Origin of the sequence: Methylobacterium planeticum, from assembly GCF_008806345.1 — a bacterium.
Taxonomy (GTDB): domain Bacteria; phylum Pseudomonadota; class Alphaproteobacteria; order Rhizobiales; family Beijerinckiaceae; genus Methylobacterium; species Methylobacterium planeticum.
In genome coordinates, this window is the sequence record NZ_VZZJ01000009.1 from 171,194 (window position 1) to 195,388 (window position 24,195).

Here is a 24,195-nt window from a genome sequence, read left to right on the forward strand (position 1 = left end):
CGGATGTCCGGCACGGGGCGCGGCCGGCGGTCTGGGCGTTGTTCACTCTACCGCATCCGAGGCGCGGCGGCAGGCCCGGCCGACGGTGGCCGGGGCGGGTCGGTCAAGCAAGTTCCGTGCAGTGCGGGCACCGCGCCGGGGGGGCGACGGAGCCCGCGTGCTGTAGGCGCCCCGGGGTCCCCTTGCCAAGCGCCCGCCCCCGCGTGCCGCTCGCGGGAACTTTGGCGACGAAGCGACCTTGTCGCTCGAAGGCCCCGCCACGGTTGCCGCGGACGGACACCGGAACCCTGCGATGAAGATCTTCCAGTGCCAGGCCTGCGACCAGCCGGTCAGCTTCGAGAGCACGGCCTGCGAGAGTTGCCAGCGTCGCCTGGGTTACCTCTGCGAGGTGCACGAGGTCTCGGCCCTCGAGCCGTCCGGGCATTCCGGGCATCCGCAGATGGGGCAGTCCCAGACCTTCCACGCCTATGCCCGCCCGGGGCAGAAGTACCGCTTCTGCGCCAATGCCCACCAGGCGGCCTGCAATTGGCTGGTGCCGGAGGAGTCCCGCGAGATCTTCTGCCGGACCTGCCGGCACAACCGGGTGGTGCCCGACCTCGCGGTGGGCTGGAACCTGACCCGCTGGCGCCAGATCGAGGCGGCCAAGCACCGGATGTTCTACTCGCTGCTGCGCCTCGACCTGCCCCTCCCCTCGCGCGCCGAGAGCCCGACCGGCCTCGCCTTCGACTTCCTGGTCGATCCGGCCGAGAGCTTCCTGATCGGGCCGCCCGTGCTGACGGGGCATCGGGACGGGCTCATCACCCTGAACATCGCGGAGGCCGACGACGTCGAGCGCGAGCGCCGCCGGATGCTGTTCGGGGAGTATTACCGCACGCTGCTCGGGCATTTCCGCCACGAGGTGGGGCATTATTTCTGGAACGTGCTGGTGCGCGACGACCCGAGCCGGGTCACCTTCCGGGCCCTGTTCGGCGACGAGAGCCAGGATTACGGCGCCGCCCTGCAGCGGCACTACGCGCAAGGGGCTCCGCCGGATTGGGAGGAATCCTACGTCTCCGCCTACGCGACGAGCCACCCGTGGGAGGATTTCGCCGAGACCTGGGCGCATTACCTCCACATCGTCGACACGATCGAGACCGCGAGCGCCTTCGAGCTGCATGTGCGCCCGCGCCTGCGCCACGGCCCGTCCGAGCCGGTGGTCATCGACTTCGATCCCCACCGCACCGCCGATCTCGACCGGCTGATCGAGGTCTGGCTGCCGCTGACCTACGCGGTCAACTCCCTCGCCCGCAGCATGGGGCAGGCGGCGCTCTACCCGTTCAAGCTGACCCCGGCGGTGATCGCCAAGCTCGCCTTCGTGCACGAGCGCATCTACGCCGTGCGCGCGACCGAGGGTCTCGGCGAGGCCGACGCCGACATCCTGCGGGCGGTGATCCGGGGCCTGCGCAACCGCGTGGCGGCCCCGAACGTCTGACGCCGCCGCGACGATGGCGCTCGTGACGCCGCCGCGACGATGGCGCTCGGCGCCCGCGGATTCGTCTGGGCCGCGATGGCGGCGGCCGGCCCGGCCCGGCTTCCCCGGGCCGGACCCTGTCCGGGCAGGCTTCGTGATCGCTCGGACGCATCGTGGATCGAGACAGGCCTCCATGCAGGACAACACCGAGAAGAACCGCTTCGAGCTGCAGGTCGACGACGAGACCGTGTTCGCCGATTACCGCCGGCAGGAGGGGAGGCTCGTCATCACCTACGTGTACGCGCCGCCGATCCTGCGCGGGACCGGCGCCGCCGGCCGCCTGATGGACGCCGTGGCGCGCCGGGCGCGCGCGGAGGGGCAGGGCATCATCGCCCTGTGCGGCTATGCCCGGGCCTGGCTGCGGCGGCATCCGGATCATCGCGACCTCCTCGCCTGAACCGCGCCGGCCGGGCTTCTCGCCGGGCGATCCCGAGCGGACCGCGCGGCACGGCGTTGGTGACAGCGCGCAGCGGACGATGGCGAGGCCCCCGGGATCCTGCTAGGCCTGCGCCGCCGTGTGGACGAGGAGATGACGATTTCCGACGATGCTTGGGCGACCGGCTTGGGCCTCCTGGCGGTCCTTGGACTGGTGCTGGCCAACGGCTTCTTCGTGGCCGCCGAATTCGCCCTGGTGGCGGTGCGCAGGAGCCGGGTGGCGGAACTCGTCGCGGAACGGCGGACCAACGCGAAGGCCCTCCTCTGGGCGACCGACCACCTCGACGCTCACCTGGCCGCGACGCAGCTCGGCATCACGATCTCGTCGCTCGCCCTGGGCTGGGTCGGCGAGCCGGCCCTCGCGCACCTGATCGAGCCGGCCTTGGCCTGGCTGCCGCTCTCCCTCGCCACGGCCGCCGCGCACACGGTCGCGGTGGTGATCTCCTTCGTGATCATCACGGCGCTGCACATCGTTCTGGGCGAGCTCGCCCCGAAGAGCCTGGCGCTTCAGCGCAGCGAGCGCACGGCGTTGGCGGTGATCCGGCCGCTCAGCCTGTTCCTCCTGGTCTTCCGCCCCGCCATCCTGTTCCTGAACGGGCTCGGCAACGGCATCCTGCGCCTCTGCGGCCTGCAGCCGGGGCACGGCGAAGGGGGCCAGCACTCGACGGCCGAACTGAATCTCCTGGTCGAGGCGAGCCGCGAGGCCGGCCTGATCCGCGAGGCCCAGCAGGAGGCGGTGGAGCGCATCTTCACCCTCGGCGAGCGCCGGATCCGCGAGATCATGACGCCGCGCCACGAGATCGAGTGGATCGACACCGAGGACAGCCAGGAGCGGATCCTGAAGGCGGTGCGCGCCTGCGCGCACGCGCAGGTCGTGGTCAGCAAGGCCATCGTCGACGAGGTCGTGGGCGTCGTGCGCAAGAAGGACCTGCTCGATCAGCTCCTCGATGGCGGGAGCGTCGACGTGGAGGCCGCGACCCGGCCGCCCATCGTCGTTCACGAGGCGATGTCGGTCCTCGCGGTCCTCGAGACCTTTCAGCGCAATCCCGTCCAGATGGCCATCGTGGTGGACGAGTACGGCAGCCTCGAGGGCATCGTCACGCAGACCGACCTCCTGGAGGCGATCGCGGGCGACATCCCGGAGCCCGGCGACGAGCCCGCCGTCGTCGAACGCTCGGACGGCTCCCTCCTGATCGACGGGATGATGCCGGCCGAGGAGGCGTTCGCGCGCCTCGCCTTCGTGGAGCGCCCCGATACGGACGAATTCACGACGCTTGCGGGCTTCGTCATCTTCCAGCTCGGACACATCCCGGCCGCGGGCGATTTCGTCGAGGCGCAGGGCTGGCGGCTGGAGGTGGTCGACATGGATGGGCGGCGCGTCGACAAGATCCTGGCCGCGCGCATCGATCCGGACGCCTGACATGATCGAACCGGAGCATTCTGGAGGCCGGCCCCCCCCGCCCCGCCGGCGGAGCGGCCCGTCCGTCCACCGGGGACGGGAGGGCGCTCATCCGCGGACGGGGTCGCGCCGGCCGCGGGTCGCCGCCGCATCCCCCGCACGATGCCGAGCGCCCGGCCCCCGATCGTGACGGCCGAACCCGCCCCCTCGACGCTGCGCCTGATCGCCGTGCTGGCGGTCGCCGGCTTCGCCAGCACCTTCGCGGGGCGCTCGGTCGAGCCCCTCGTCGGCGTGCTCGCGCGCGACCTGCGCAGTGACGCCCACACGGTGGCGCTGCTCTCGACCGCCTTCGCCCTGCCCTACGCCCTGATCCAGCCGGTTCTGGGCCCGATCGGCGATGCGCTCGGCAAGGAGCGCGTCATGACCGTCTGCCTCGGCCTGCTCGCCCTGGCCCTCCTGGGCTGCGCCCTCGCGACCGAGATCCACGTCCTGTTCGGCCTGCGGATCGTCGCTGGCGCGGCGGCCGGCGGCGTCGTGCCCCTCGCCCTCGCCCTGATGGGCGACCGGATCCCGATGCAGCGCCGCCAGGTGGCGATCGGCCGCTTCCTCGTCGCGGTGATCCTGGGACAGCTCTCGGGCTCGACCTTCGCCGGGCTGATCGAGGGGCAGGTCGGCTGGAAGGGCGTCTTCGCCATCACGGCCGCCATCGGGGCGCTCGGCTGCGGCGCCGCGCTCCTGGGCTTCGAGCGCGGGATCGGCGCCCCGCCCCGTCGACCGGAGTTCCGGCAGGCGCTGACCCGCTACCGCGCGATCATCGGCAACCCGCGGGCGCGCGTCCTGTTCGCGGCGGTCTTCGTCGAGGCGATCGCGGTCTTCGGGATCTTCCCCCACCTCGCCCCCCTGATCGAGGCGCGGGGCGAGGGCGGCCCGCGCGAGGCGGGCCTGGCACTCGCGGGTTTCGCGGCGGGGGGCCTGCTCTACGCGGGCTTCGTGGCGCTGCTGCTGCGCTTCCTCGGCATGTCGCGGATGCTCATCGGCGGCGGCATCATCTGTGCCGGGGCGCTCCTCACCATCGGGCTCGCGGGCCGCTGGCAGATCGATTGCGCCGCGCTCGTCGCCATGGGGCTCGGCTTCTACATGCTGCACAACACCTTCCAGGTGCAGGTGACGGAAGTGGCGCCGGGCGCGCGCGCCTCCGCGGTGGCGCTCCACGCCTTCTCGTTCTTCTGCGGCCAGGCCCTCGGCGTCGCGATCGTGGGCGCCGCCCTGCAGGGCGTCGGCCAGTTCGCGGCGCTGGCCGGCTGCGCCGTGGTGATCCTCGGCCTCGGCCTCGCGACGGCCCGGTTGCTGTCGCGCCCGGCCCCGCCGACGGGACCCTCGCCGAACGGATGAGCGGGCCGATCCACCGGCGCGCCGATGCCGCACGCGGGAAGCGGGATCAGGGACGCTGCGAACGCCCGTGGAACGGGGCCATCGAATGTGAAGGGACAGCGTGGAACATCGGAGCAACCTGCGCCGCGCATCGCAGCGCTCAGGGCATCCGGTTCAGGGCAGCGACGATCACCAGGAAAGCCTGGTGGAGCTGAGGGGACCGTTACCCCGGTCGGAGCTAAACTATTGAAGCCACGGAATTCTCTTGTCCCGTCGTGACTTGGCGGGAGGTAGCATGGGAAGAGCGTGGGATTTATCGATCTCCGAGCCACGCCCCTACTGCCAAGGAGTGTCCGAGCGGGTTGTGCGGAAAGGCTCTCGCTGAACGATTGCTCCCCCGGGTTCGGGAATGGCTCACGCACGGCATGTCAAGTCACCTGGATCTCCAAGGGCTTGGCACCGTTCTGCAGAGGCGCCACTGACCTGACCGGTACTTTGGACCGGGCCATTTGCGAGGCTACTGCGTGATAGCGGCCATGGGTAGGCGGAAGGCCAGATCTGGACAGCTGAAAGGCGCAGGTGGCCGATAGCCCATCGACGAATGCGGCCGGACACGGTTGTAGGCGTTCTGCCAAAGACCTATCACGATCTGAGCTACCTTCAGCGAGTAGAATATTTCCTGCTTCAGGCACTGTCCTGAAGCTTGCCGTTGAAGCTCTCGTAAGTCACCGTTTTCCCGCGGCGAGCCTGGGGCAATGCACGGGATCTGCGAGCCGGCTTTGGCGACCCACTTGTGCGGCGCTTTGGCGATCATCTCCGGCCCATTATCGCAGCGAATGTTATCCGGAATGCCGTGCAGACACATCGCGTCGGCCAGCGCCTCGATCACACCTACGCTGTCGATGCGCCGCGCCACCTTCAGCGCCAGGCAAGCGCGGCTGTGCTCGTCGATCGCGTCAGGAGGCGCAGGCTTCGGCCGTCGTGGGTCCGGACCCGGACGAAGTCGAAGCTCCATGTATGGAGGCGCCGTTGTCAAGCTGTGCTGTCCCAGGCGCTTGGATCGATTGCAGCCATGTATCCGGCCCTCGGGCAAAGCCTTTGGCCATCATGGATATCCGCGAATCAGCGCCCTATCAGACGTGCGGACCACAAGGTCCTGGGAGCTTCACGGGCTGAGCCGACCACGGTCCGACCGTTGTGCCAGTAACGTCAGTAGCCTGAGCAATCGAGAACGGAATGCACCTCAGTCCGTATCAATGGGCTGGCGCGTAGGGCTCGTCGCGCGCCATCACCGCCCAGACAATCCGGGCCATCTTGTTGGCCAGCGCCACAACCGCGACGTTGGCGTGTCGTCGGCCGCGCAACGGCTCCACCCATTGATGCAGTCGCGTCGGGCAGGATCCCGGATGTGTGGTGATCGAGCGGGCTCCATGGATCAGCAGAGTGCGCAGGTACACGTTGCCGCGCTTGCTGATGCCCAGCATCCGCTCTCGACCGCCACTGGAATGTTGACGCGGAACGAGCCCCAGCCAAGCCGCGAACTGACGCCCGCTCTTGAAGACGCTGTGGCCTGGCACGCTGGCCAGCATGGCGCTGGCAGTCAGCGGGCCGACACCGGGGATGGCCGAGAGCGGGCGGCTGGCGTCATTCGCTCGGTGCCAGGTCACGATCTGCCGCTCGAGCGTGGCGACACGCTGATCTACGGCTCGGAGAAGGTCGATCAGTTCGCGCAGCAGCGGCTTCATCAAGGCTGGTAGAGCTGCATCAGCGCGCCATCTGGTGCAGCCACTACGCCCACCGGACCTGGCCCCACGCCCGACACGGCGACCTGCACCTCTACGGCACTCCCACGGCAGCCTGCCCGGCACCCGCACCAGCCTCGACGTCGGCGTGGATTGCTGGAAATGGGCCCCCGTGCGGCTGGAGGCCATCCTCAAGCGGATGGCGGAGACGCCCGGGACCGCCGCGGCCCCCTGACACCCGACTTCGGCGACGATACGGGTGATGCCGCCCCGGGAGCCTCGATGCGGACGGCTACGCGAGGTCGAACGATTGGCGGCTTCCGTCCGGGCGTAAGGCCCGCCGGAGGGGCCTGCATCGCTCCTTACCCTTGCCGCCCTCCTTGGCGAGCTCGACCTGGGCGGAGGAGGTGCGCGGGTACGACTTGCCCTCGTGGCTCGCCTTGGCATTCGCTTTCTGGCCCTCTCGCTGCCCGACCCTTCCTCTCGGTCATGGTCGTCTCCTACGGATGACGGGCGAGGATTGTCGGCCCTTGCTCACGGTCCCGTTCAGCGACACCGTCCAGGAGGAGAAAGACGCCAGTTGAACGGCTCGGCGTCGACCCCAAGTGGGCTCACCCCACTGTACCTGGCAGCCGTCTCTCGACCGTGGCGCGGTTCGCCGACCCGGAGACAGGGAACCGGATCGCACCGGTGCGAGCCTCAATCTCCCGACGTGTCGCCCCGGACAACGCCGATCTTCCAACCGGGATCGTGCTGTGGCCTTAGGCGGGCAGTACCGGCGCCCTGCCCTCCGGCAAGCCGTCGAGGAGCGCCTGGTCGATCCGGAGATGCGCTCGCACCAAGGCGTGCGGGGTCAGCTTCATCCATTGATTGAGCGAGACGTCCGCATAGGTCGGACTGCGGAACATTTCGAGGAAGCGCAAAGGGGTCGAGCCCGTTCTGGATGTAGTGCCCCATGGCGAAGGGCACGTATCCGACGTCCCCGGCCTGGTAATCGAACGTGCGCGCCTTGCTCTCCGAGCCGAACACGGTCATGCGCCCGCTGCCCTCGATGTAGTATTGCCACTCGTCGCCGTCCGTGTGCCAGTGCAACTCGCGTAACCCGCCAGGCTCCAGTTCGACGAGCGCCGCGGCAAGGGTTTTCGAGGCCGGGAAGATGTGGGAGTCGGTGATCCGGACAGTGCCGCCCCGGGTCTGGATCGGGGGTTGGGCGAGCATCCGGTAGCTGAAGCCCTCCGGCACCGGGCCAGCCCCGCCCGTGCGGTCGTTCGCGATGGGTTCCGGCTTGGGCGCGGGGAAGATGTAGAGCTCTTCCTTGGGCAGGTGCTCCAAGGCGCTCTCCGGCACGCCGAAGTTCCGCGCCAACACGTCGCGCGGGGTATGCGCGAGCCAATCGGTGATGCGGAAGGTGCTGTCCTCGGAGAAGTGCCCGTCATCGAAGACGAGAAGGAATTCGCAGCCGTCGACCTCGCTGTCGAGCCCTTGGATCGAGTGTGGGATGCCGGAGGGGAAGTACCAGATGTCCCCCTCGGAGACATCGTCCACGAACGTCTGCCCATGTTGGTTGATGGCGGTGATCCGGGCGCGGCCCTTCAGCATGTAAGACCACTCGGACTCCTTGTGCCAGTGCATCTCGCGGGCGACGCCCGCCTTCAGCCGCATGTTGACGCCGGCCATGGCGGTCGAGACCGGCAACTCGCGCGTCGTGGTCTGCCGAGCCCAGCCTCCTGCCTCCAACCGCATGTGGCTATCGCTGAAGGACCATTTCAGGTTCGGCATCGTGCATGGTCGGTCCTCGGCGGCGAGGTCGTGAAGGGTTCCTGCGCCTGCCACTCCGGGTTCCTCGGCCCGATGATGTTCGCACCGTCCTGTCCCCGGATGGATTGCTGCGGGGACAGGTTCTGTGAGGCTCCTTCAGCCGCCTCGCCCTGTGCCGTGCCCGTGAGCATGCCACCGGCGGCTGCGCCAGCCATCATTTCGCGTCGAGAGAGCTTCGACATCGGTCGGCCTATCCATGACGGTTGAGAGGCGGCGTCTTTGGGTTGGCCCTTCGCGGTTCCGCGAGGCAGCACGGGCACACGATTTAGGTCCCGACGAGGTTGTTTCCTCGAACAATCCGGGAGACAGCGGCCTTGTTCAATCCGCCGCCCGCTTGTCTCGATAACGGGATGGTCGGACGGGCATCGTCCCCATCCCGAGGCGCCCTGATGTACTGGACGTCCGCGCAGCCGACCATCTCGATGCGGTCGCCCCAAGGGTCGAGGAAGGCTCCGTCGGCGAGACGTGCGCCGGCGGCCTCCGCGAGGGCCCTGGCCCGGTCGCCTACCACCAAGTCGAAGTGCCCTTCCGGTAGATGACCGGGCGCGCCAGCGCGGCCCGCGTCTCGGCGAGCGCGCGGAACTCGTCGCCCATATCGAAGAAGGCGTGTCCATCAGCTCGGCCGCGCAGGATGAAGGAAAAGATCGTGCCGTAGAAGCTCGGCGCGGCTTCGAGGTCACCCACCTCCACCGCGATGAGATTTACGCCGACGCGCGGCGGCTTCGGTAAGGCGTCCGGCTGCTCCATCGCTCTCGTCTCCCGCATCGATAGCCGCGCCGCGAAGGGGGTGCACGGCCGTCGAGATGTGTCACGCGGTGCCGTTGCCGCCCGTGGCGCCGTAGACCTCACCCGTGACCTAGCTGTCATTGCTCTGGAGGTTGTCCATCCGGGGCGAGCGAGCGAGGCTGTGGTTGCGAAGCCTGCAACCCCGGACCCGGAGCCTCGGATGGACGCCCACCAGAATGCGCGAACGACGCCGCATCGTCGACGGCTGATCGTCGAGCGGCTTTCCGAAGGCTGGAGCGTGTCGGCTGTGGCGACCGCCCTGGGGCTTGATCCGAAGACGGTCCGCAAGTGGCGGGCCCGGTTCGCGGCCGAGGGCGCGGCGGGTCTGCGGGATCGCTCGTCGCGCCCACACCGCTCGCCCACGCGCCTGGATGCCCGCGCCGAGGCCGAGATCGCGCGCCTGCGCCGGGAGCGCCTGTCCGGGCCCGCCATCGCCCGGCAGGCGCGGCGGCCGCTCTCGACGGTGGGCCGCGTGCTGCGCCGGCTCGGGCTCGGCCGGCTCGCGGCGCTCGATCCGAAGCCGCCGGTCCGCCGCTACGAGCGGGAGCGCCCGGGCGAGCTGATCCACATCGACACCAAGAAGCTCGGCCGTATCGACGGGATCGGCCACCGCATCACCGGCCACCGCAGCGGCATGAGGAGGAACCGCGGCATCGGCTGGGATCACCTGCACGTCGCGGTCGACGACGCCTCCCGGCTCGCCTTCACGGAGATCCTGCCCGACGACCGCAAGGCGAGCGCGACCGGCTTCCTGGCCCGGGCGCTCGCGTTCTTCGAAAGCCACGGGGTCGTGGTCGAGCGCGTGATGACCGACAACGGCTCGGCCTATCGCTCCGGCGCCTTCGCGACCGCGATCCAAAGCGCCGGCCTGCGCCACAGCCGCACAAGGCCCTACACGCCCCGCACCAACGGCAAGGCCGAGCGCTTCATCCAGTCCAGCCTGCGCGAATGGGCCTGTGCCCGGCCGTTCACGAGTTCGGCCGAGCGACGCCAGGCCATGCTGCCCTGGATCGGACGATACAACCACAGCCGACCCCACGCCGCCCTCGGCGGACAACCACCCATCAGCCGCATCGCCAAGGACAACCTCCTTGGCAGCGACAGCTAATGCTCGATCAAGCGCTGGCTGGGGTGTCGCTTCTCGAAGAAGCCGACCCGTCGTGGCGGGAGCATCTCAAGCACTACCTGCTCTCCTACCTGCACACGCTCAACCTCCGTCCGGGACTGGCGCAGCTTGCGATGTCCACCATCGCGACAGGTCCCAACACGTTGCGCATGTGAGAGATCCTGCTCGGCCTGCTCCGGGAGGGCGGCATCGCGGAGCACCGGCTCGTCGAAGCGGCCGACATGCTCGTTCTGCACACCACCGCCGTGGCGGCGGAGGAGGCCAACCGGGCTGCGGCAGGTCAGGATTCCGATCGGGTGAAGCGCGCGCTGGCCGCCGTGTCCGGCGACCGGTTTCCCGTCGTGGCCGCCCTCGTCCGGCAGGGGATGTTCGCCGGGGATGACCACGATGACGACGCGCGGATGCGAAGGTCGCTCGACGTGATCCTGGACGGGATCACCGCAAATCAGAGCTGTTAATCGTCGTTTCAAGACAAGGATCGATCATGGCTGGCGCGATTACGATCATCGGCGCAGGTCTTTCCGGCCTGACCCTCGCCCGGGTGCTGCACGTCCATGGCATCGCGTCCGAAGTCTACGAGGCGGAGACGTCGCCGAGCGCCCGGACCTAGGGCGGCCAACTCGACATCCACGACTTCAACGGGCAGCTCGCGCTAAAGGAATGTCGGCTCTTCGACGAGTTCCGCTCGATCATCAACATGGGCGGCGAGGCCATGCGCTTCCTGGCGGCCGATGGGGAAGTCCTCGGCGAGATGCCGGATGACGGCAAGCTGGAAAACCCCGAGGTGTTGCGCGGCGAGCTTCGACGCATCCTGATCGGGTCGCTCCCGGAGGGCACGATCCGCTGGGGGCACAGGCTGGCGGACGTGACATCGCTCGGCACCGCCCGTCATCGCGTCACGTTCGCCAACGGGCAGACCGCGGAGACCGGCGTCCTGGTCGGCGCCGACGGAGCCTTGTCGAAGGTCCGGGCATTCCTGTCGGGGGGGAAGCCCGAATACATGGGCACGCTCTGGATCGAGACGTTCCTCCATGACGTCGAGAACCGGCATGAGCGGGGCGCTCGGCTCGTCGGCCCGGGCGCGATGCTGGCGATGCAGCCGGGCAAGGGCATCTTCGGCCACCGCGAGGCGAACGACGTGATCCACACCTACGTCGTCCTCAAGAAGCCTGCCGACTGGCCCCCCGGTCGCCCTCGAAGATAGGCAGGCGGCGCTGGCCTCGATTGCCGCGGAGCTTGGCGAAGGCTGGGCACCGGAGCTTCTGTCGCTCGTCACGGAAGGCGAGACCATGCCGGTGATCCGGTCGATCTGGGGGCTGCCCGTCGCCCCAGGTGGGACCACGTGCCCGGCGTCACGCTGATCGGCGATGCCGCCCACCTGACGCCGCCGACGGCGAAGGGGCGAACCGGGCGCTCTATGATGGTGCCGAGCGCGCGCAAGCCATGGTGCGGGAGCGCGACGATCCCGAAGCCGCGCTGTTGCGATTTGAGCGGGACATGCTGGCGCGTAGCGCGATCTCGTCGATCGGGGGCCATCAGTCGTTCGAGCGCACCTTCGGTTACAACGCGCCCGAGAACCTGAGACGGATGGTGGCCTCCTTCGAGGCCATGACCTGACCGGCTGGCCGCGGACCGGGCTGATCGGGCCGATCGCGTTCGGGAAGCCATACCTGTGAGTTGACCGCCACGTGCACCTGCCTATGCGTCGCGGAAGTCGGATCACGGGTGTGGACGATGGGTGCCGCGGCAAGCCGACCGCCTGCCCCGGGATCTCGAATCCCGACCGGCGCGGCTTGCTCGACGAGATGTCATCCAGGCGGAGAAATCGACGTCTGCGGTTGCATCCTACGGCGAGATGCCCGCGGCGACGAGCACGCCCTCGATCCGGTCGTCGACCTCCTTCCTGGTCTCGGCCCAGGCGGGAACCGTGTCCAGCAACCGCCGCTGCCAGGCGACCAGGTTCGGGAACTCACCGAACGGCACCCTGGTGCGCTCCGACTGGGAGAAGGGCGCCGCGATGTCGAGGTCGGCCAGGGTCAGGCGGTCGCCGACGACGAACGGGCGGTCGGCGAGGCGTGCGTCCAGCACGGCCGCAGCCTCCCGGATCTTCCGCGCCGCGAGGGCGACCACGCCGGTGTCCTCAGGCTTGCCGAGCAGGCGCTTCACGATCCGCTCGTCGAACGTCAAGGTCGAGAACACCCGCCACTGCTCGCCCGACCAGAACATCCACTGCAGGATCTCGTACCGCTCGCGCGGGGTCCTGCCGAGGAGGTCGGAACCTGCCTTCTCGGCGAGGTAGAGGTTGATGGCCGAGGCCTCGTAGAGGACGACATCGCCGTCCACCATGACCGGGGTCAGCCCGTGCGGGTTCAGCGTCAGGAACTCCGGTGTGTGGCTCTCGCCCTTGAACAGGTCGACGTTCACCCGCTCGATACCGACGCTCATCAGGCGCGCCGCAGTCGTCACGCGTCGGAGGCTGCCGGAACCCGGGTCGCCGTGGATCTTGATCGTCATGGCTGTCTCTCTCGCGTGGGCTCGGCATGACGCGGGGCGCCAACCGCTTCCGAGCGGACAGGTAGCCGGGCATCGCCGGTCGGATGAGAGGCGGTCGTGGAATTCCATCAATTCCAGGACGGAATGGTCGGCCCGGTCACTCGATCCTGAGTTCGGGCTCGGCGGCGAAGATGCGGGCGAGGAAGTCGACGTAGAGCCGGACCCGCGACGGCACCCGACGTCCCTGCGCCGTCACGGCGTGGATCGGGAATGGCTCGGGGGCGTGGTCTCGCAGCAGCGGCACGACCTCGCCCGAGGCGAGCAGGTCCGAGAACAGCCAGCTCGCCGTGTGGGCGACGCCCAGTCCCGCCCGCACGGCGGCGCGCAGGTGCTCCGCGTCGTTCGAGCGGAAGAAGCCGCCGGGGTCCACCGTGAGCGGGCCCTCGGGCGCCACGAAGCCCCAACCCATGGTCTCTCCGTGGAAGATGTAGGCGACGCGGTCGTGCCCGGCGAGGTCGGCGGGAGCCTCGGGGCGGCCGCGGCGGCGCACGTAATCCGCGGAAGCCACCGTCATCATGCGCATGGTGCCGATGCGCCTCGCCGTGAGGGAGGACCCGGGCAGCCGCCCGATGCGGATGGCGACGTCGACGCCCGCCTCGATCAGGTCGACGCGGCCGCCGGAGACATCCATCTCGATGGACATGTCCGGATGCGCGGCCCTGAACTCCGGCAACCTGGGGATGACGAACAGCCGGTCCAGGGCGGGCGAGGAGGTCACGCGGACGGTGCCCGAGACGGCGGTCCGCCCGGCGGCCACCCGTTCCTCGGCCGCGGCGAACCCGTCGAGCAGCTGCCGGGTGGCCTCGTAGTAGTCCTGTCCGGCCGGGGTGACGCTCAGCGTCCGCGAGGTCCTGGTCAGCAATTGCACGCCGAGTTGCGCTTCGAGGGCGGCCACGGCCTTGCTCACGGCCGGCTGCCCGATGCCGATCTCGCGGGCCGCCCGGGAGAAGCTGCCACCCTCGACGACCCGTGCGAAGACCCGAAGGGCGTCGATCCGATCCATCCATGCATTCCCCGCCAGAATGGATGTCAGATCGGTTGTCGCTTCCACGATGGCAATCCGCGCGGCGCGCGACGGGGTGGCGCCCGGGTGGTGCCGTTCCGCCCTCCGCGGCGTTGATGGTGCAAGGATCGCCAGGAGCCGGACCCGATGGACAAGCCCCGCCTCGTCGGCCTGAACCACATCGCGCTGGAAGTCGGCGACATCCAGGAAGCCTTGCGCTTTTATCGCGCCGTCTTCTCCTTCGAGCTTCGGGGCACGCACGAGGACGATGCGGGCCGCACGGTCATGGCCTTCCTCGACATGGGCGACCAGTTCATCGCCCTGATCGCCGGGCGCGGGCAGCCGCGCGACGACGATCGGCATTTCGGGCTCGTCGTCGACGACCGCGCGAACGTCATGGAGCTCGCCGAGGCGGCCGGTGCAACGATCCTGGACCGCCCTTTCAACTTCCGCGATCCGTGGGGCAATCACCTGGAGATCGTCGCCTACCGCGAGATCCAGTTCTCCAAGACCGATGAGGTCCTCCGCGGCATGGGTCTCGAACTCGATAAGACCGAGCAGGCCCGCGAGGAACTTCGGCGAAAGCTGTCGAAGCCCCCGGGGCGTATCGGGTGAGAGGCAGCAGAGGTCGACCGTCGGCGGGAGAGACGGAGCAGTTCAGCGCGACCCAGCGGGAGGCCGGCGACGGCGCGCCCGGAGCGACGGCGGCCTTCCCGTACGATCGGATGACCGTGGAACGCTTTCGCGCCGCGTTCCCCCGCGCCCGATGGCGCGACGACCTGGGCATCTGGTTCGTGCCGGGCACCAAGGCGGAGCGGCGGCTCAGGGCATGGTCCGGCCGCGAGTGGTCGGGCGTCCTGACCCACGCCGACGAGCGCGGCCGCGATGCGTTCGCGTTCGACCCGATCGAGAGCCCCTTCCTGGAAGCCGCGGACGACCTCGCTGTGCGGACGCCGTCTTCCCGTGCCGTCGTCGCCGAGTTGCGGATGGTGCCTTGGGCACGGTGGGATCCCGGATCGAAGGCTTGGCGCGTGCCGTTCCGGTCGTTGGAAGAGCTGCGTCGACGCTGGCCGGCCATCGAGGACGCGGCGCGCCGGGCCGAGCCCGAGGAGCGGCGCAAGCGCGAGGCGGCCCGCAGGGCTTCCCCCGAACGTGCGGATCGGCTGGCCGAGGCCGCCGAGCACCGCCGCAATCGGTACCCCGTGTGGAACGACGCGCTGCCGCCACTCGGGCGGGTGCTGCAGACCAACGTGGGATGCCTCGTGTTCGAGGCGGTCACCGGCGAGATCGTGGAGCCTTCGGTCGCCGCCCGCTTCTACCCGGGCGTCACGGCCGGCACCGGCACGATGGTCTGGGCGACCCGGCGCAGGGCCACGCACGCGGAGCTTGTACGGGCATGGTATTGCTGGATGATCGCGGGGACCTCGTCCAGGCCCAGCGCCCGAGGCGGCGTGGCCGGTCCCGGACCGCCTTCGAGAAGGGCGTAGAGCCCCGCGTCGATGGCCGAGGGCGCGACGGGGTGGCCGCCGTCCGGCTGCAGGCTCGCGTGGGAGGCGCGACCGGCGTGCCAGAGCTGAAGCAGGATGGTCGCGCCACGGGTATGAACGGCCTCGACCACCTTGGCCCAGCCCGCGACCTGCGCCTCGTCCTCGATGCCGGGCGATGCGTAGCCACCGTTGCCCTGACGCGAGATGAAGGTCGCCTCGGCGATGAGCAGGCCGCCCGGCGTGGCGCGCTGGGCGTAGTATTCGACCATCGCGTCGCCGGGCACGTTCCCGGGCATCTCGGACCGCATGCGGGTCAGGGGCGCGAGGACGACGCGGTGGGTGAGCGCGAAGGCGCCGACCTGAACCGGCTCGAACAAGGCGGACATCGGGGATCTCCAGGAATCGGAAGGTGGGATGGGGCGGGTGGATGGATCGGTAGGCGGCCGGTCAGGCCGGAAATTCCGGGCCGAACATCGGCGAGCCGCTGCGGGACTGTTCCCGGGTCGCCTCGTCCTTGAGCCCGTCCCAGTGCTCGGCGAGCCGCCCGTGCGCGATGCGCAGGATGTCGACCGCGATCCAGGGCGCCGGCCGGCCGTGACCGGAGAACCTGCCATGGACCATGACGTGGTCGCCCTCGGCCAGGATCAGGCCGTGCTCGTACCTGAGCGTCTCCGGCGCCGAGCGGATCAGGTCGAACAGCCCGGAGCGGCCCGGGGCGATGTGGGCGCTGTGCTGGACGTAATCCGGCGGCCAGAACGCTTCCGCGGCCCAGTAGTCCCGCCGGTTGAACAGCGTCTCGAACGCCGTGAGCACGAGCGCCTTGTTGTCGTCGGGTGAGGTCTTGGACATCGGATCTCTCCTTGGCGAGCCTCGCCGCGCCTCGCGGCGGCGGTGGGCTTCGTTCCTGCGCGGGTCAGAGCTTCGAGCCGCCATCGACGTGGAGGGTGTCGCCGGTGATCCAGCGGGCGGCGTCGGAGGCGAGGAAGGCGAACGCCCCGCCGACATCGTCGGGCTGCCCGATGCGCTGCAATGCCTGCATGCCGAGGATGAAGCCGCGGCCCTGCTCGGTCTTGGCGAAGCTCGACATGTCGGTCTCGATCACGCCGGGCGCGACCGCGTTCACCCGGATGCCGCGACCGCCGAGCGCCGAGGCGAGTTGTGTCACCAGGGTGGCGACGGCGCCCTTGCTGGCCGCGTAGGCGGACAGGTTGGGAACCGCGGCACGGGCTCCGAGCGAGGAGGTGAAGATCACGCTGCTGCCGGTGCCGAGGATGGGCAGCAGCTGCTGCACGAGGAAGTACGGCGCCCGCACGTTGACTGCGAAGAGCGCGTCGAAGTCGGCGACCGTGGTCTCCTCGATGGACATGGCCTTGGACGTGCCGGCGTTGGCGACGAGCACGTCGAGCCGGTCGCCGACGATCGCGCGGGTGCGGGCCGCGAGCGTGTGGGCCCCCTGCGGATCCGAGAGGTCCGCGCCGATCTTGTCGGCGCGACCGCCGGCGGCCTGGATCTCGGCGACGACGGCATCGGCCTCGGCTTCGGCGCGGCCATAATGGACGAGCACCTGTGCGCCTGCCTTGGAGAGCGCCAGGGCGGCGGAGCGGCCGATGCCGCGCGAGCCGCCGGTGATGAGGGCGGTCTTTCCGGTGAGATTTGTCATGATCGATCTCCTGTCGATGAAAGTCATTGCGCAGCCGACCGCCTTCGCCGGCGCGGGCGCGCCGGCGGTGTCGTGCCGGTTCTCCGGGAGGGTTCGTTGCGGTGGGAGTCGGGGCGGGCCGAGGGTCTAGGACCCTGGACGCTCCTCGATGACGTCGACGCGGTCGGGGTAGAAGGCGACGTGGTCCTTGATCGCCTCGACGGCCTCGTAGGGCGCCTCGTAGGACCACACGGCGTTCACCGAGCGGTCGCCGCCGAGCGGGATGCTGAAGTAGGCGCAGTCGCCCTTGTAGGGGCAGTGGGTGGCATGCTCGGTGCGCGCGAGCAGCGCCATGTCGACGTCCTCGCGCGGGATGTACTGAACCGCCGGATAGGCTGCCTCACGCAGGGTCAAGGCGTGCCGGGTGTCGGCCACGACTCGGCCGGCGACCGTGACCACCACGCGGTGGGGGTTGGGCGTGATCTCGATGGGATGGCTCGGGCCGGGCACCTTGATGGGCTTGCCGCCGGTCGAGAGGGTCTGCTCCATAACTGCCTCCTGGGCTGGTTGGCGGGATATCGCGTTCACGCGGCGGACTTGCCCCCGTCCACGGACAGGATCTGGCCGGTCGTGAACGAGGACCGGTCGGAGGCCAGGAACACGATCGCGTTCGCGACCTCATCGGGATTGCCCACGCGCCGGAGCGGCAGTCCCCATACGAGGCCGGCCCTGCGCTCGGGATTGCCGGTGAAACGGTCGAGCATGCCGGTGTCGGTCGGTCCCGGGGCCACCGCGTTCACGCGAACGCCCGAAGCGGCCGCCTCCAAGGCCGCCGACTTGGTCAGGCCTTCCACGGCGTGCTTGCTGGCCGCGTAGACCGAGGCGCCGGCGGCTCCGCCGTGGCCGTAGGTCGAGGAGATGTTGACGATGCTGCCGGCGCGTTGCGCCTGCATGACGCGCAGCTCGTGCTTCATGCTGAGCAGCGTGCCGAGGACGTTGGTGTCGAAGGTCGCCGCGTAGCTCTCCGCGCTCTGCTCGGTCACCGGCCCGGGCCGGCCCGCGGTGCCAGCGTTGTTAACGGCAGCGTCGAGCCGCCCGAAGCGCTCGACCACCCGGTCGACCAGGTTGGCGATCTCCTCCTCGCGCCGGACGTCCGCGTGGATGAACGCAGCATCCGCACCGGTCTCCCGCAGCTCGGCGACGAGGGCATGTCCGGCCTCCTCATGCCGGCCGGAGATGACGACAGTGCTTCCCGCCTTGGCGAAACCAAGGGCGGCGGCACGACCGATGCCGGTCAGTGCGCCGGTGACCAGGATGACTTGCTTGCTCATGGTGTACCTCCATCAGACCCGCGAATGACGACACCGTCGGCATCCCGTCTTGGTCTTAGCGGTCCGAGACCGACCGCCCATGAGGAGACAGGTAGGTAACGCTGGATCGCTCGAAAAAGACTTTTTAGGGTGGTGGTCATACCTCGTGGGCATGGAGCTGGATTTTGGAGCTTCGGCACTTGCGCTACTTCGTGGCCGTCGCCGAGGAGGGCAGCCTCACGCTCGCGGCCGAGCACCGGCTGCACACGGCTCAGCCATCCCTGAGCCGACAGATCCGGGACCTGGAATACGAGGTCGGCGTGCCTCTGCTCATTCGGAGCGTGCGCGGCGTGGCGATGACCGCGGCCGGCCACGCCTTCCTGGAGCACGCCCGCCTCGCGCTCGGGCAGGTGGAGGCCGCCAAGGAGGCGGCGCTTCGAGCGGCCCGACCGGTCAAGCCCACCTTCGTGCTGGGCTTCCTGACCGGCTACGAGGTGGATTGGCTCGCGGGGGCGATCGGCGTGCTGCGGGACGTGCTGCCGGAGGTCGACGTCACCATCTCAAGCCAGACCTCCCCGGATCTCGCCACCGCACTGATGCAGGGGAAGGTGGATGTCGCGTTCATGCGGCACGAGGCAGACATGCCGGACCTGGCCTTCGTGACCGTCGCCAGGGACCCGCTGGTCGTCATCCTCCCCAGCGACCATCACCTCGCGACACGGGACGCGATCGGCCTCAAGGACCTGGTCGGCGATCCCTTCATCATCGTCGCCCGGAACGCTCCGACCTTGCGGGTACTGATTGAAGGCTACATCGCGCAGTCCGGCCTCGCCATCACGCCGGCGCACGAAGTCGACAACCTGTCGATGGCGATGTCGCTCGTCTCATCCACCCGGGGCGTGATGCTGCTGCCGGCCTATGCCCGCAACTTCCTGCCCTGGTCGGTCATCAGCCGTCCCCTGAGCACGACCGGGGAGCCCCCGGGGATCGATCTCGTCCTCGGCTATCGCACGGAGCATGCGCCGGAACTTCTCAAGCTCTTCCTTTCGCGTGTGGACGACCTGGTCGCGCGAGCGACAAGCACATCGACATCGCGGGACTGAGGATTTGGTGCCGCGAGGAAGGCAAGCTCGCCATCGGCTACGTCGACGGGACCGGGGCGGTGAGCGAACGGGTCGTCCGCCCCGTCATGGTCGGATATGTCGCGACCGTCCGCGTCGTCATGTGTGATGCGAATTGCGCCAGAACTTCCGCGTGTTCCGCACCGGCCGGTTCAGGGCGATCGCCTTCCTCGACGAGCGTTATCCGGAGCGTTCCGTTTCCCTGCGTCGGCGCTGGCTGGCGATGATGCGCGAAAAGTGGAGAGTCCTAGGAGATCGGTGGGTTTATGCCGGCATCATCCGTGGCGGCATGAATGGATCGGCGCACGCTCGACTCCCGACCGGCCCTCCGAACAGTCCCGGGGCCAACCGTCCGCAGCCCACCCCTCAGGCCGGATCGGGACGGACACCGGCGAGGATCAGGGCGACCGCTGCCCGCCGGCGGCGCTCCTGGGCTGCGTGAAGCGACGGGCGCCCGGTCGATCCGAATGTCCCGCTCGGCTGGCCCAAGACGGCGCGAAGGATAACAAACACATTAAAAATGAGGGACTTAATTTGTAACACGACGTCAGGTTGCCGTGACCGCCGGGGAGGCTCTCGCGACGTTGGTCCGATCTGGCTCGACGAGCGGAACTTCGGGAGGCCGGAGGCGAGGGTCCGCGAAGGGGCGCATCGCAGCCGTCATGGGGGAGGAGCACCTCGGCACGCTCATGAAGCGGTTGGGGCCTCCTCTCCCGCGGCGCGGTCCTGCACCTGCGGGCTGCGGTCGCGGGTGTCGGATCAGATGTCTGCCGCATGGGCGTCTGGAGCGGTCGGGGCCGAGCCCCACGCCAGGACGCGCCCCGTCCTGGCGTGGGGTTCGGCCCCCAGGGGCGGCGGGCCGGAAACCGGGCCCGCCGCGCGCCCGTCAGCGGCGCAGGGCGTCGGCCGGGCCGCCCGCGTGCTGGCCCGAGAAGCGGTAGGCCGGGGCGGGACGGTCCTGCGTCAGCGGGAGCAACGCGAAACGCGGGCTGGACGGGCCCGCGAAGCCCGAATAGGCCGAGGGCGGGAAGGGGCTGTGCCGGGAGTCGATCCCCTGGGCGAGGGCGGGGACGGCTCCGGCAACGAGCAGGGCGGCGGCAAGGATGCGCGCGGCAAGGTTACGCAAGGTCATGATGATCTCCTGAGTCGGACGTTCGGGCGGAAATCATCCGGTCAACACGGGGGTTGAGAAGGATCGTGGCTGTTCGCGATCTTGGTCGTCCCGGCTTTTGCTTGGCCGAATGTCCCCCTCAACGGGCGCGCCGCCGGAGGGTTCGACCCGTCATGTGCGCGGCAGCACGAGCCCGCGACCGGGCCGGGGCGGTCGCCGAGGTCCCTTGACCATCCGGCGACAAAGCAGAGACTGCCGCCGCGCCGGCCGATCCCTCGGCGCTGCAGAGGGCGGGACCGGGTCATGGGCGTGCTGAAGGTCATGGGCGTGCTGAAGGTCATGGGCGCGCTGAAGGTCATGGGCGCGCTGAAGGTCATGGGCGCGCTGAAGGTCATGGGCGCGCTGAAGGTCTGCCGGGAACAGGTCTGCCTCCGATGGCTGGCGCTCCTCGTCGCCTGCACCGTGCCGGGCCTGCCCCCGGGCGCCGAGGCGGCCTCGGCGACGCCCGTCGCGGGCCGGAACGGCATGGTGGTGACCGCGCAGCAGCTGGCGACCCGGGTCGGGGTCGACGTGCTCAAGCGCGGCGGGAACGCCATCGACGCCGCGGTCGCGGTGGGATACGCCCTCGCCGTCGTCTACCCGGCCGCCGGCAATCTCGGCGGCGGCGGCTTCATGACGCTCCAGCTCGCGGATGGCCGCCGGACCTTCCTCGACTTCCGCGAGAAGGCGCCGCTCGCGGCCAGCCGCGACATGTTCCTCGACCGGGACGGGACCGTCGTCAAGGACCTGAGCACCGGCAGTGTCCTGGCGGTCGGCGTCCCCGGCACCGTCGCGGGCCTCGAATACGCCCGCACCCGGTACGGGACGCAGGCCCGCGCGGACCTGATCGCGCCCGCCATCGCCTTCGCCGAGCAGGGCTTCGTCCTCGATCAGGGGGATGTCGACATGCTGAGCCTGGCGGCCGCGGATTTCCGGAAGCATCCGGCCGCCGCCGACATCTTCCTCGATCAGGGGCGGCCGCCGACCGCCGGCAGCCGGCTGGTCCAGGCGGATCTCGCGGCGAGCCTGCGCGAGATCGCGGCGCACGGCACCGACGGGTTCTACAAGGGCCGGGTCGGCCGGGCCCTGGTGGAGGCGAGCCAGGCTCAGGCGGGCATCCTGAGCCAGGCCGACCTCGACCGCTACGCGGTGCGCGAGCTCGCCCCGATCGAGTGCGACTACCGGGGCTACCACGTGGTCTCGGCCCCCCCGCCGAGCTCGGGCGGCGTCGCCCTGTGCGAGATGCTCAACATCCTGGACGGCTACCCGCTGGCGCAGCTGGGCTTCGGCTCGGCCCAGGCGATCCACTACGAGATCGAGGCGATGCGCCATGCCTATATCGACCGCAACACCTATCTGGGCGACCCGGACTTCGTCAGGAACCCGATCGAGCGGCTCACCGACAAGGCCTACGCGGCGGGCATCCGCGCCGCCATCGATCCGAGCAAGGCCGGCGTGTCGAGCGCCCTGCGGCCCGGGGAGCCGCCCCACGAGGGCAGCAACACGACGCATTACTCGATCGCCGACAGCGCGGGGAACGCCGTCTCGGTGACCTACACGCTGAACGAGTGGTTCGGCACGCGCATCGTCGCGGCCGGCACCGGCATCCTGCTCAACAACGAGATGGACGACTTCACCGTCAAGGCCGGCGTGCCCAACCTGTACGGGCTGGTGCAGGGCGAGGCGAACGCCATCGCGCCCGGCAAGACGCCCCTGAGCTCCATGAGCCCCACCATCGTGACCCGGGAGGACAAGCCGGTCCTCGTCACCGGCACCCCCGGCGGCAGCCGGATCATCACGGTGGTGCTGCACAGCATCCTCAACGTCGTCGATTACGGGATGAACGTGCAGGAGGCGGCGGATGCGCCGCGGATTCACAACCAGTGGCTGCCCGACCTCACCAATGTCGAGCGGTTCGCCCTGTCGCCCGATACCCGCAGGCTCCTGGAGGCGATGGGGCACCGCTTCGGTCCGCCGCAACCGGCCAACCACCTCGCGGCGATCCTGATCGGCGCCCCGACGCTCGGGGGCAAGCCGGCCGGCGCCGACCGCTTCTTCGGCGCGAACGACCCCCGCCGCGGCACCGGGCTGGCGCTCGGGTATTGAGAGGGGGCCGGGCCCGGACGGGGCGGGCCCCCTCGCCTCACTCCGGGTAGCGCGCGAAGGTCGGCAGCTCGTGGGCGGTCGCCATCCAGCCGATCCGCTCGGCGGTCTGGATATGCGCCCGCGCCGGGAGCGCGTCCGGATCGTCGAGGGTCCCGGTCTGCACGTCGATCATCCCGGGCAGCATCGCCTCGTTGACGTAGAACAGGCTCGTCCCGCATTGCCCGCAGAAGTGGCGCCGGCCGTGCTCCGAGGAATGGTAGACGACCGGCTCGCCGGTGATCCGGACCTGCGCGGCGGGCACCATCGCCCAGGCGACCATCGGGGCGCCGGCATGCCGGCGGCAATCGGCGCAGTGACAGAGGGCGTGGTGGAGGACCTCGGACGGCATCTCGTACCGCACGGCCTCGCAATGGCATCGTCCCGTGAGCATTCCGGTCTCCTCCTCCGGCCCGCCGGACGCGCGGCGCGTCCCCGGTCCCGATCGCGGGCCCGGGCGGAGGCTACCCCACGCGCGGCCCGTCAGGCCATCGCCGGGCGGCCCGCGCCGGGCGGCCCACCAGGACGGGATGGGCCGCGATCAGGATCGCGGCGACCGGGATCGCGCCGAGGCGGGACAGAAGCGTTCGGATCATGACGTCGATCCTCCGGAACGTTGATCGTGGGGTGTCGCCTCGAATCGCCTGGAACCCCGTGCTCCGCCGCGCGACGGGATCGCCTGGGGATCTCCCGCCCTACGCCTCCGGCTGCGCCCAATGGGCATCGACATGGGCGGCGAGGCCGAGGGCGTGGTCGCGGACCAGGATCGCGGCGCGCTCCGCGTCCCGGGCCTGCAGCGCGGCGACGATGGCCGCGTGCTCGGTCATGGAGCGCTCGGCCCGGCCGCCCTGGTGGATCGACACCGTCCGGATCGCCCGCACGTGCAGGAACAGGTTCGCGGTCATCTCGACCATGAGGCCGCAGCCGCCGAGGCCGACGATCGCCTGATGGAAGGCGATGTTGACGTGCGCGTACTCGTTCAGGTGGTCGGGCAGGCTCGCGGGCGTGAAGTCCCGGAACAGCGCGCTGAGTCCGGCGAGCTCCGCGTCGCTGGCCCGGTCCGCGGCCAGATGCGCCGCCGTGCCCTCGAGGGCGGCCCAGACCGTGATCATCTCGATCAGCTCGCGCTTCGTCTTGCGCGCCACGAAGATGCCGCGCCGCGGCACCGAGAACACCAGCCCCTCCTGCTCCAGCAGGGTCAGGGCCTCCCGGATCGGCGTCCGGCTGACGCCGAGATCCCGGGCGAGCTGATGCTCCTCGAGGCGGATCTGGGGCGCGCCGTCGTAGAGGTCCATCGCCAGGATCGAGCGCTTGATCGTGGCGTAGGCCTGGTTGCGCAGGGTTCCGGCCTGCCCGATGGGTGCGATGCTCAAGGTCGACGCGCTCGGCTGCAGCACGGTGGAACTCCGACAGGGATGGGACGGGCCGGCCGAGGGACGCCGGCTCGCATCCCGTGGCGATCCCTCGGATCGGGGGACGCGCCGATCCCGGGCCGTACCGCGAGGAAGGCGGTGCGACGATGTCGCGGCGAAGGGCGCGCCCCGCGGGGATGCGGGGCGCGCGGGGTTGTTCGGGTTTGCGCTAGGCGTGGGCGAGGGCGGCG

26 protein-coding genes and 2 pseudogenes are annotated in these 24,195 nt (G+C 69.9%); 13 read left to right on the plus strand and 15 right to left on the minus strand.

Annotated elements, in window-relative coordinates; genetic code table 11:
• Positions 1-292: 292 nt before the first annotated feature.
• From F6X51_RS13100 to F6X51_RS13115, 4 genes are all read left to right on the plus strand, one after another.
• Complete coding sequence (locus F6X51_RS13100) at positions 293-1,471, plus strand: zinc-binding metallopeptidase family protein (RefSeq protein ID WP_150964097.1); 1,179 nt, start codon at positions 293-295, stop codon at positions 1,469-1,471.
• Positions 1,472-1,643: 172 nt separating this feature from the next.
• Positions 1,644-1,907, plus strand: a complete 264-nt coding sequence (locus F6X51_RS13105; protein WP_150964098.1) for a GNAT family N-acetyltransferase — start codon at positions 1,644-1,646, stop codon at positions 1,905-1,907.
• Positions 1,908-2,039: 132 nt separating this feature from the next.
• Entirely contained in the window at positions 2,040-3,365 is a 1,326-nt protein-coding gene (locus tag F6X51_RS13110) for a hemolysin family protein (RefSeq protein WP_150964099.1), read from the plus strand.
• A 141-nt stretch (positions 3,366-3,506) separates the two neighbouring features.
• Complete coding sequence (locus F6X51_RS13115; RefSeq protein WP_150964100.1) at positions 3,507-4,736, plus strand: MFS transporter; 1,230 nt, start codon at positions 3,507-3,509, stop codon at positions 4,734-4,736.
• A 496-nt stretch (positions 4,737-5,232) separates the two neighbouring features.
• On the opposite strand, the pseudogene F6X51_RS13120 reads toward F6X51_RS13115, so the two are convergent.
• The 4 genes and pseudogenes from F6X51_RS13120 to F6X51_RS13135 form a co-directional block, all read right to left on the minus strand.
• Positions 5,233-5,744 (minus strand): annotated as a pseudogene (locus tag F6X51_RS13120) (DDE-type integrase/transposase/recombinase); the annotation flags it as partial.
• 224 nt (positions 5,745-5,968) lie between these two features.
• Positions 5,969-6,460 carry an IS110 family RNA-guided transposase gene (locus F6X51_RS13125; RefSeq protein ID WP_246696781.1) on the minus strand — a complete coding sequence of 164 codons (492 nt, stop codon included), beginning with the start codon at positions 6,458-6,460 and terminating at the stop codon, positions 5,969-5,971.
• Between the two features lie 758 nt (positions 6,461-7,218).
• A pseudogene (locus F6X51_RS13130) lies at positions 7,219-8,457 on the minus strand (oxalate decarboxylase family bicupin).
• Positions 8,458-8,779: 322 nt separating this feature from the next.
• On the minus strand, positions 8,780-9,022 hold the full coding sequence (locus F6X51_RS13135) for a hypothetical protein (RefSeq protein ID WP_150964102.1): 243 nt from the start codon (positions 9,020-9,022) through the stop codon (positions 8,780-8,782).
• 199 nt (positions 9,023-9,221) lie between these two features.
• On the opposite strand from F6X51_RS13135, the gene F6X51_RS13140 reads away from it, so the two are divergent.
• The 6 genes from F6X51_RS13140 to F6X51_RS28365 all read left to right on the plus strand — a co-directional run bounded on the left by F6X51_RS13140 (position 9,222) and on the right by F6X51_RS28365 (position 11,804).
• Entirely contained in the window at positions 9,222-10,169 is a 948-nt protein-coding gene (locus F6X51_RS13140) for an IS481 family transposase (protein WP_150964103.1), read from the plus strand.
• Positions 10,169-10,342 (plus strand): hypothetical protein, encoded by a 174-nt coding sequence (locus F6X51_RS27890; protein ID WP_191970110.1) that lies wholly within the window; start codon positions 10,169-10,171, stop codon positions 10,340-10,342. The genes F6X51_RS13140 and F6X51_RS27890 overlap by 1 nt, the downstream gene beginning before the upstream one ends.
• A gap of 15 nt (positions 10,343-10,357) precedes the next feature.
• On the plus strand, positions 10,358-10,645 hold the full coding sequence (locus tag F6X51_RS13145) for a TetR/AcrR family transcriptional regulator C-terminal domain-containing protein (protein WP_281407642.1): 288 nt from the start codon (positions 10,358-10,360) through the stop codon (positions 10,643-10,645).
• 26 nt (positions 10,646-10,671) lie between these two features.
• The gene (locus F6X51_RS28355) at positions 10,672-10,797 is read left to right on the plus strand and encodes an NAD(P)-binding protein (protein WP_210250305.1); all 126 of its coding nucleotides are present in this window, start codon (positions 10,672-10,674) and stop codon (positions 10,795-10,797) included.
• 87 nt (positions 10,798-10,884) lie between these two features.
• On the plus strand, positions 10,885-11,391 hold the full coding sequence (locus tag F6X51_RS28360) for an FAD-dependent oxidoreductase (protein WP_210250306.1): 507 nt from the start codon (positions 10,885-10,887) through the stop codon (positions 11,389-11,391).
• 239 nt (positions 11,392-11,630) lie between these two features.
• Positions 11,631-11,804, plus strand: a complete 174-nt coding sequence (locus F6X51_RS28365; RefSeq protein WP_210250307.1) for a hypothetical protein — start codon at positions 11,631-11,633, stop codon at positions 11,802-11,804.
• A gap of 228 nt (positions 11,805-12,032) precedes the next feature.
• Here F6X51_RS28365 and F6X51_RS13155 read toward each other — a convergent pair whose 3' ends face one another.
• Both F6X51_RS13155 and F6X51_RS13160 read right to left on the minus strand, forming a co-directional pair.
• A complete protein-coding gene (locus F6X51_RS13155; RefSeq protein WP_150964105.1) occupies positions 12,033-12,701 on the minus strand; it encodes a glutathione S-transferase family protein in 669 nt (222 codons plus the stop codon).
• Between the two features lie 136 nt (positions 12,702-12,837).
• Entirely contained in the window at positions 12,838-13,743 is a 906-nt protein-coding gene (locus tag F6X51_RS13160) for a LysR family transcriptional regulator (protein WP_150964106.1), read from the minus strand.
• 147 nt (positions 13,744-13,890) lie between these two features.
• Here F6X51_RS13160 and F6X51_RS13165 point away from each other — a divergent pair, with 147 nt between their 5' ends.
• On the plus strand, positions 13,891-14,358 hold the full coding sequence (locus tag F6X51_RS13165; protein WP_150964107.1) for a VOC family protein: 468 nt from the start codon (positions 13,891-13,893) through the stop codon (positions 14,356-14,358).
• Positions 14,359-15,058: 700 nt separating this feature from the next.
• Here F6X51_RS13165 and F6X51_RS13175 read toward each other — a convergent pair.
• The 5 genes from F6X51_RS13175 to F6X51_RS13195 all read right to left on the minus strand — a co-directional run bounded on the left by F6X51_RS13175 (position 15,059) and on the right by F6X51_RS13195 (position 18,200).
• Positions 15,059-15,616, minus strand: a complete 558-nt coding sequence (locus tag F6X51_RS13175; protein ID WP_150964108.1) for an oxidoreductase — start codon at positions 15,614-15,616, stop codon at positions 15,059-15,061.
• 61 nt (positions 15,617-15,677) lie between these two features.
• A complete protein-coding gene (locus tag F6X51_RS13180; RefSeq protein ID WP_150964109.1) occupies positions 15,678-16,079 on the minus strand; it encodes a nuclear transport factor 2 family protein in 402 nt (133 codons plus the stop codon).
• A gap of 64 nt (positions 16,080-16,143) precedes the next feature.
• On the minus strand, positions 16,144-16,890 hold the full coding sequence (locus tag F6X51_RS13185; RefSeq protein WP_150964110.1) for an SDR family NAD(P)-dependent oxidoreductase: 747 nt from the start codon (positions 16,888-16,890) through the stop codon (positions 16,144-16,146).
• A gap of 126 nt (positions 16,891-17,016) precedes the next feature.
• Entirely contained in the window at positions 17,017-17,418 is a 402-nt protein-coding gene (locus tag F6X51_RS13190; RefSeq protein ID WP_150964111.1) for a DUF427 domain-containing protein, read from the minus strand.
• 35 nt (positions 17,419-17,453) lie between these two features.
• Complete coding sequence (locus tag F6X51_RS13195; RefSeq protein ID WP_150964112.1) at positions 17,454-18,200, minus strand: SDR family NAD(P)-dependent oxidoreductase; 747 nt, start codon at positions 18,198-18,200, stop codon at positions 17,454-17,456.
• 179 nt (positions 18,201-18,379) lie between these two features.
• Here F6X51_RS13195 and F6X51_RS13200 point away from each other — a divergent pair, with 179 nt between their 5' ends.
• The gene (locus F6X51_RS13200; RefSeq protein ID WP_322098525.1) at positions 18,380-19,282 is read left to right on the plus strand and encodes a LysR family transcriptional regulator; all 903 of its coding nucleotides are present in this window, start codon (positions 18,380-18,382) and stop codon (positions 19,280-19,282) included.
• A gap of 904 nt (positions 19,283-20,186) precedes the next feature.
• Here the strand turns inward: F6X51_RS13200 and F6X51_RS13205 are convergent.
• On the minus strand, positions 20,187-20,432 hold the full coding sequence (locus F6X51_RS13205; protein WP_150964114.1) for a hypothetical protein: 246 nt from the start codon (positions 20,430-20,432) through the stop codon (positions 20,187-20,189).
• Positions 20,433-20,804: 372 nt separating this feature from the next.
• Here F6X51_RS13205 and ggt point away from each other — a divergent pair, with 372 nt between their 5' ends.
• On the plus strand, positions 20,805-22,556 hold the full coding sequence (gene ggt / locus F6X51_RS13210) for a gamma-glutamyltransferase (RefSeq protein ID WP_150964133.1): 1,752 nt from the start codon (positions 20,805-20,807) through the stop codon (positions 22,554-22,556).
• Between the two features lie 37 nt (positions 22,557-22,593).
• Here the strand turns inward: ggt and F6X51_RS13215 are convergent, their stop codons facing one another.
• From F6X51_RS13215 to F6X51_RS13220, 3 genes are all read right to left on the minus strand, one after another.
• Entirely contained in the window at positions 22,594-22,986 is a 393-nt protein-coding gene (locus tag F6X51_RS13215) for a GFA family protein (RefSeq protein ID WP_150964115.1), read from the minus strand.
• Between the two features lie 70 nt (positions 22,987-23,056).
• Complete coding sequence (locus F6X51_RS28900) at positions 23,057-23,188, minus strand: hypothetical protein (protein WP_281407640.1); 132 nt, start codon at positions 23,186-23,188, stop codon at positions 23,057-23,059.
• 99 nt (positions 23,189-23,287) lie between these two features.
• Complete coding sequence (locus F6X51_RS13220; protein WP_150964116.1) at positions 23,288-23,989, minus strand: GntR family transcriptional regulator; 702 nt, start codon at positions 23,987-23,989, stop codon at positions 23,288-23,290.
• Positions 23,990-24,195 lie beyond the last annotated feature (206 nt).

Bases quoted from the DNA above. Each gene is read 5' to 3' on its own strand.
- F6X51_RS13115 (WP_150964100.1), top strand. From the start codon at position 3,507: ATGCCGAGCGCCCGGCCCCCGATCGTGACGGCCGAACCCGCCCCCTCG.
- F6X51_RS13100 (WP_150964097.1), top strand. From the start codon at position 293: ATGAAGATCTTCCAGTGCCAGGCCTGCGACCAGCCGGTCAGCTTCGAG.
- F6X51_RS28900 (WP_281407640.1), bottom strand. From the start codon at position 23,188: ATGATCCGAACGCTTCTGTCCCGCCTCGGCGCGATCCCGGTCGCCGCG.
- F6X51_RS13165 (WP_150964107.1), top strand. From the start codon at position 13,891: ATGGACAAGCCCCGCCTCGTCGGCCTGAACCACATCGCGCTGGAAGTC.
- F6X51_RS13185 (WP_150964110.1), bottom strand. From the start codon at position 16,890: ATGACAAATCTCACCGGAAAGACCGCCCTCATCACCGGCGGCTCGCGC.
- ggt (WP_150964133.1), top strand. From the start codon at position 20,805: ATGGGCGCGCTGAAGGTCTGCCGGGAACAGGTCTGCCTCCGATGGCTG.
- F6X51_RS13135 (WP_150964102.1), bottom strand. From the start codon at position 9,022: ATGGAGCAGCCGGACGCCTTACCGAAGCCGCCGCGCGTCGGCGTAAAT.
- F6X51_RS13215 (WP_150964115.1), bottom strand. From the start codon at position 22,986: ATGCTCACGGGACGATGCCATTGCGAGGCCGTGCGGTACGAGATGCCG.
- F6X51_RS28360 (WP_210250306.1), top strand. From the start codon at position 10,885: ATGGGCGGCGAGGCCATGCGCTTCCTGGCGGCCGATGGGGAAGTCCTC.
- F6X51_RS13125 (WP_246696781.1), bottom strand. From the start codon at position 6,460: ATGAAGCCGCTGCTGCGCGAACTGATCGACCTTCTCCGAGCCGTAGAT.
- F6X51_RS13155 (WP_150964105.1), bottom strand. From the start codon at position 12,701: ATGACGATCAAGATCCACGGCGACCCGGGTTCCGGCAGCCTCCGACGC.
- F6X51_RS13205 (WP_150964114.1), bottom strand. From the start codon at position 20,432: ATGACCTTGCGTAACCTTGCCGCGCGCATCCTTGCCGCCGCCCTGCTC.
- F6X51_RS13175 (WP_150964108.1), bottom strand. From the start codon at position 15,616: ATGTCCGCCTTGTTCGAGCCGGTTCAGGTCGGCGCCTTCGCGCTCACC.
- F6X51_RS27890 (WP_191970110.1), top strand. From the start codon at position 10,169: ATGCTCGATCAAGCGCTGGCTGGGGTGTCGCTTCTCGAAGAAGCCGAC.
- F6X51_RS13105 (WP_150964098.1), top strand. From the start codon at position 1,644: ATGCAGGACAACACCGAGAAGAACCGCTTCGAGCTGCAGGTCGACGAC.
- F6X51_RS13160 (WP_150964106.1), bottom strand. From the start codon at position 13,743: ATGGATCGGATCGACGCCCTTCGGGTCTTCGCACGGGTCGTCGAGGGT.
- F6X51_RS13180 (WP_150964109.1), bottom strand. From the start codon at position 16,079: ATGTCCAAGACCTCACCCGACGACAACAAGGCGCTCGTGCTCACGGCG.
- F6X51_RS13110 (WP_150964099.1), top strand. From the start codon at position 2,040: ATGACGATTTCCGACGATGCTTGGGCGACCGGCTTGGGCCTCCTGGCG.
- F6X51_RS13195 (WP_150964112.1), bottom strand. From the start codon at position 18,200: ATGAGCAAGCAAGTCATCCTGGTCACCGGCGCACTGACCGGCATCGGT.
- F6X51_RS13190 (WP_150964111.1), bottom strand. From the start codon at position 17,418: ATGGAGCAGACCCTCTCGACCGGCGGCAAGCCCATCAAGGTGCCCGGC.
- F6X51_RS28365 (WP_210250307.1), top strand. From the start codon at position 11,631: ATGGTGCGGGAGCGCGACGATCCCGAAGCCGCGCTGTTGCGATTTGAG.
- F6X51_RS28355 (WP_210250305.1), top strand. From the start codon at position 10,672: ATGGCTGGCGCGATTACGATCATCGGCGCAGGTCTTTCCGGCCTGACC.
- F6X51_RS13140 (WP_150964103.1), top strand. From the start codon at position 9,222: ATGGACGCCCACCAGAATGCGCGAACGACGCCGCATCGTCGACGGCTG.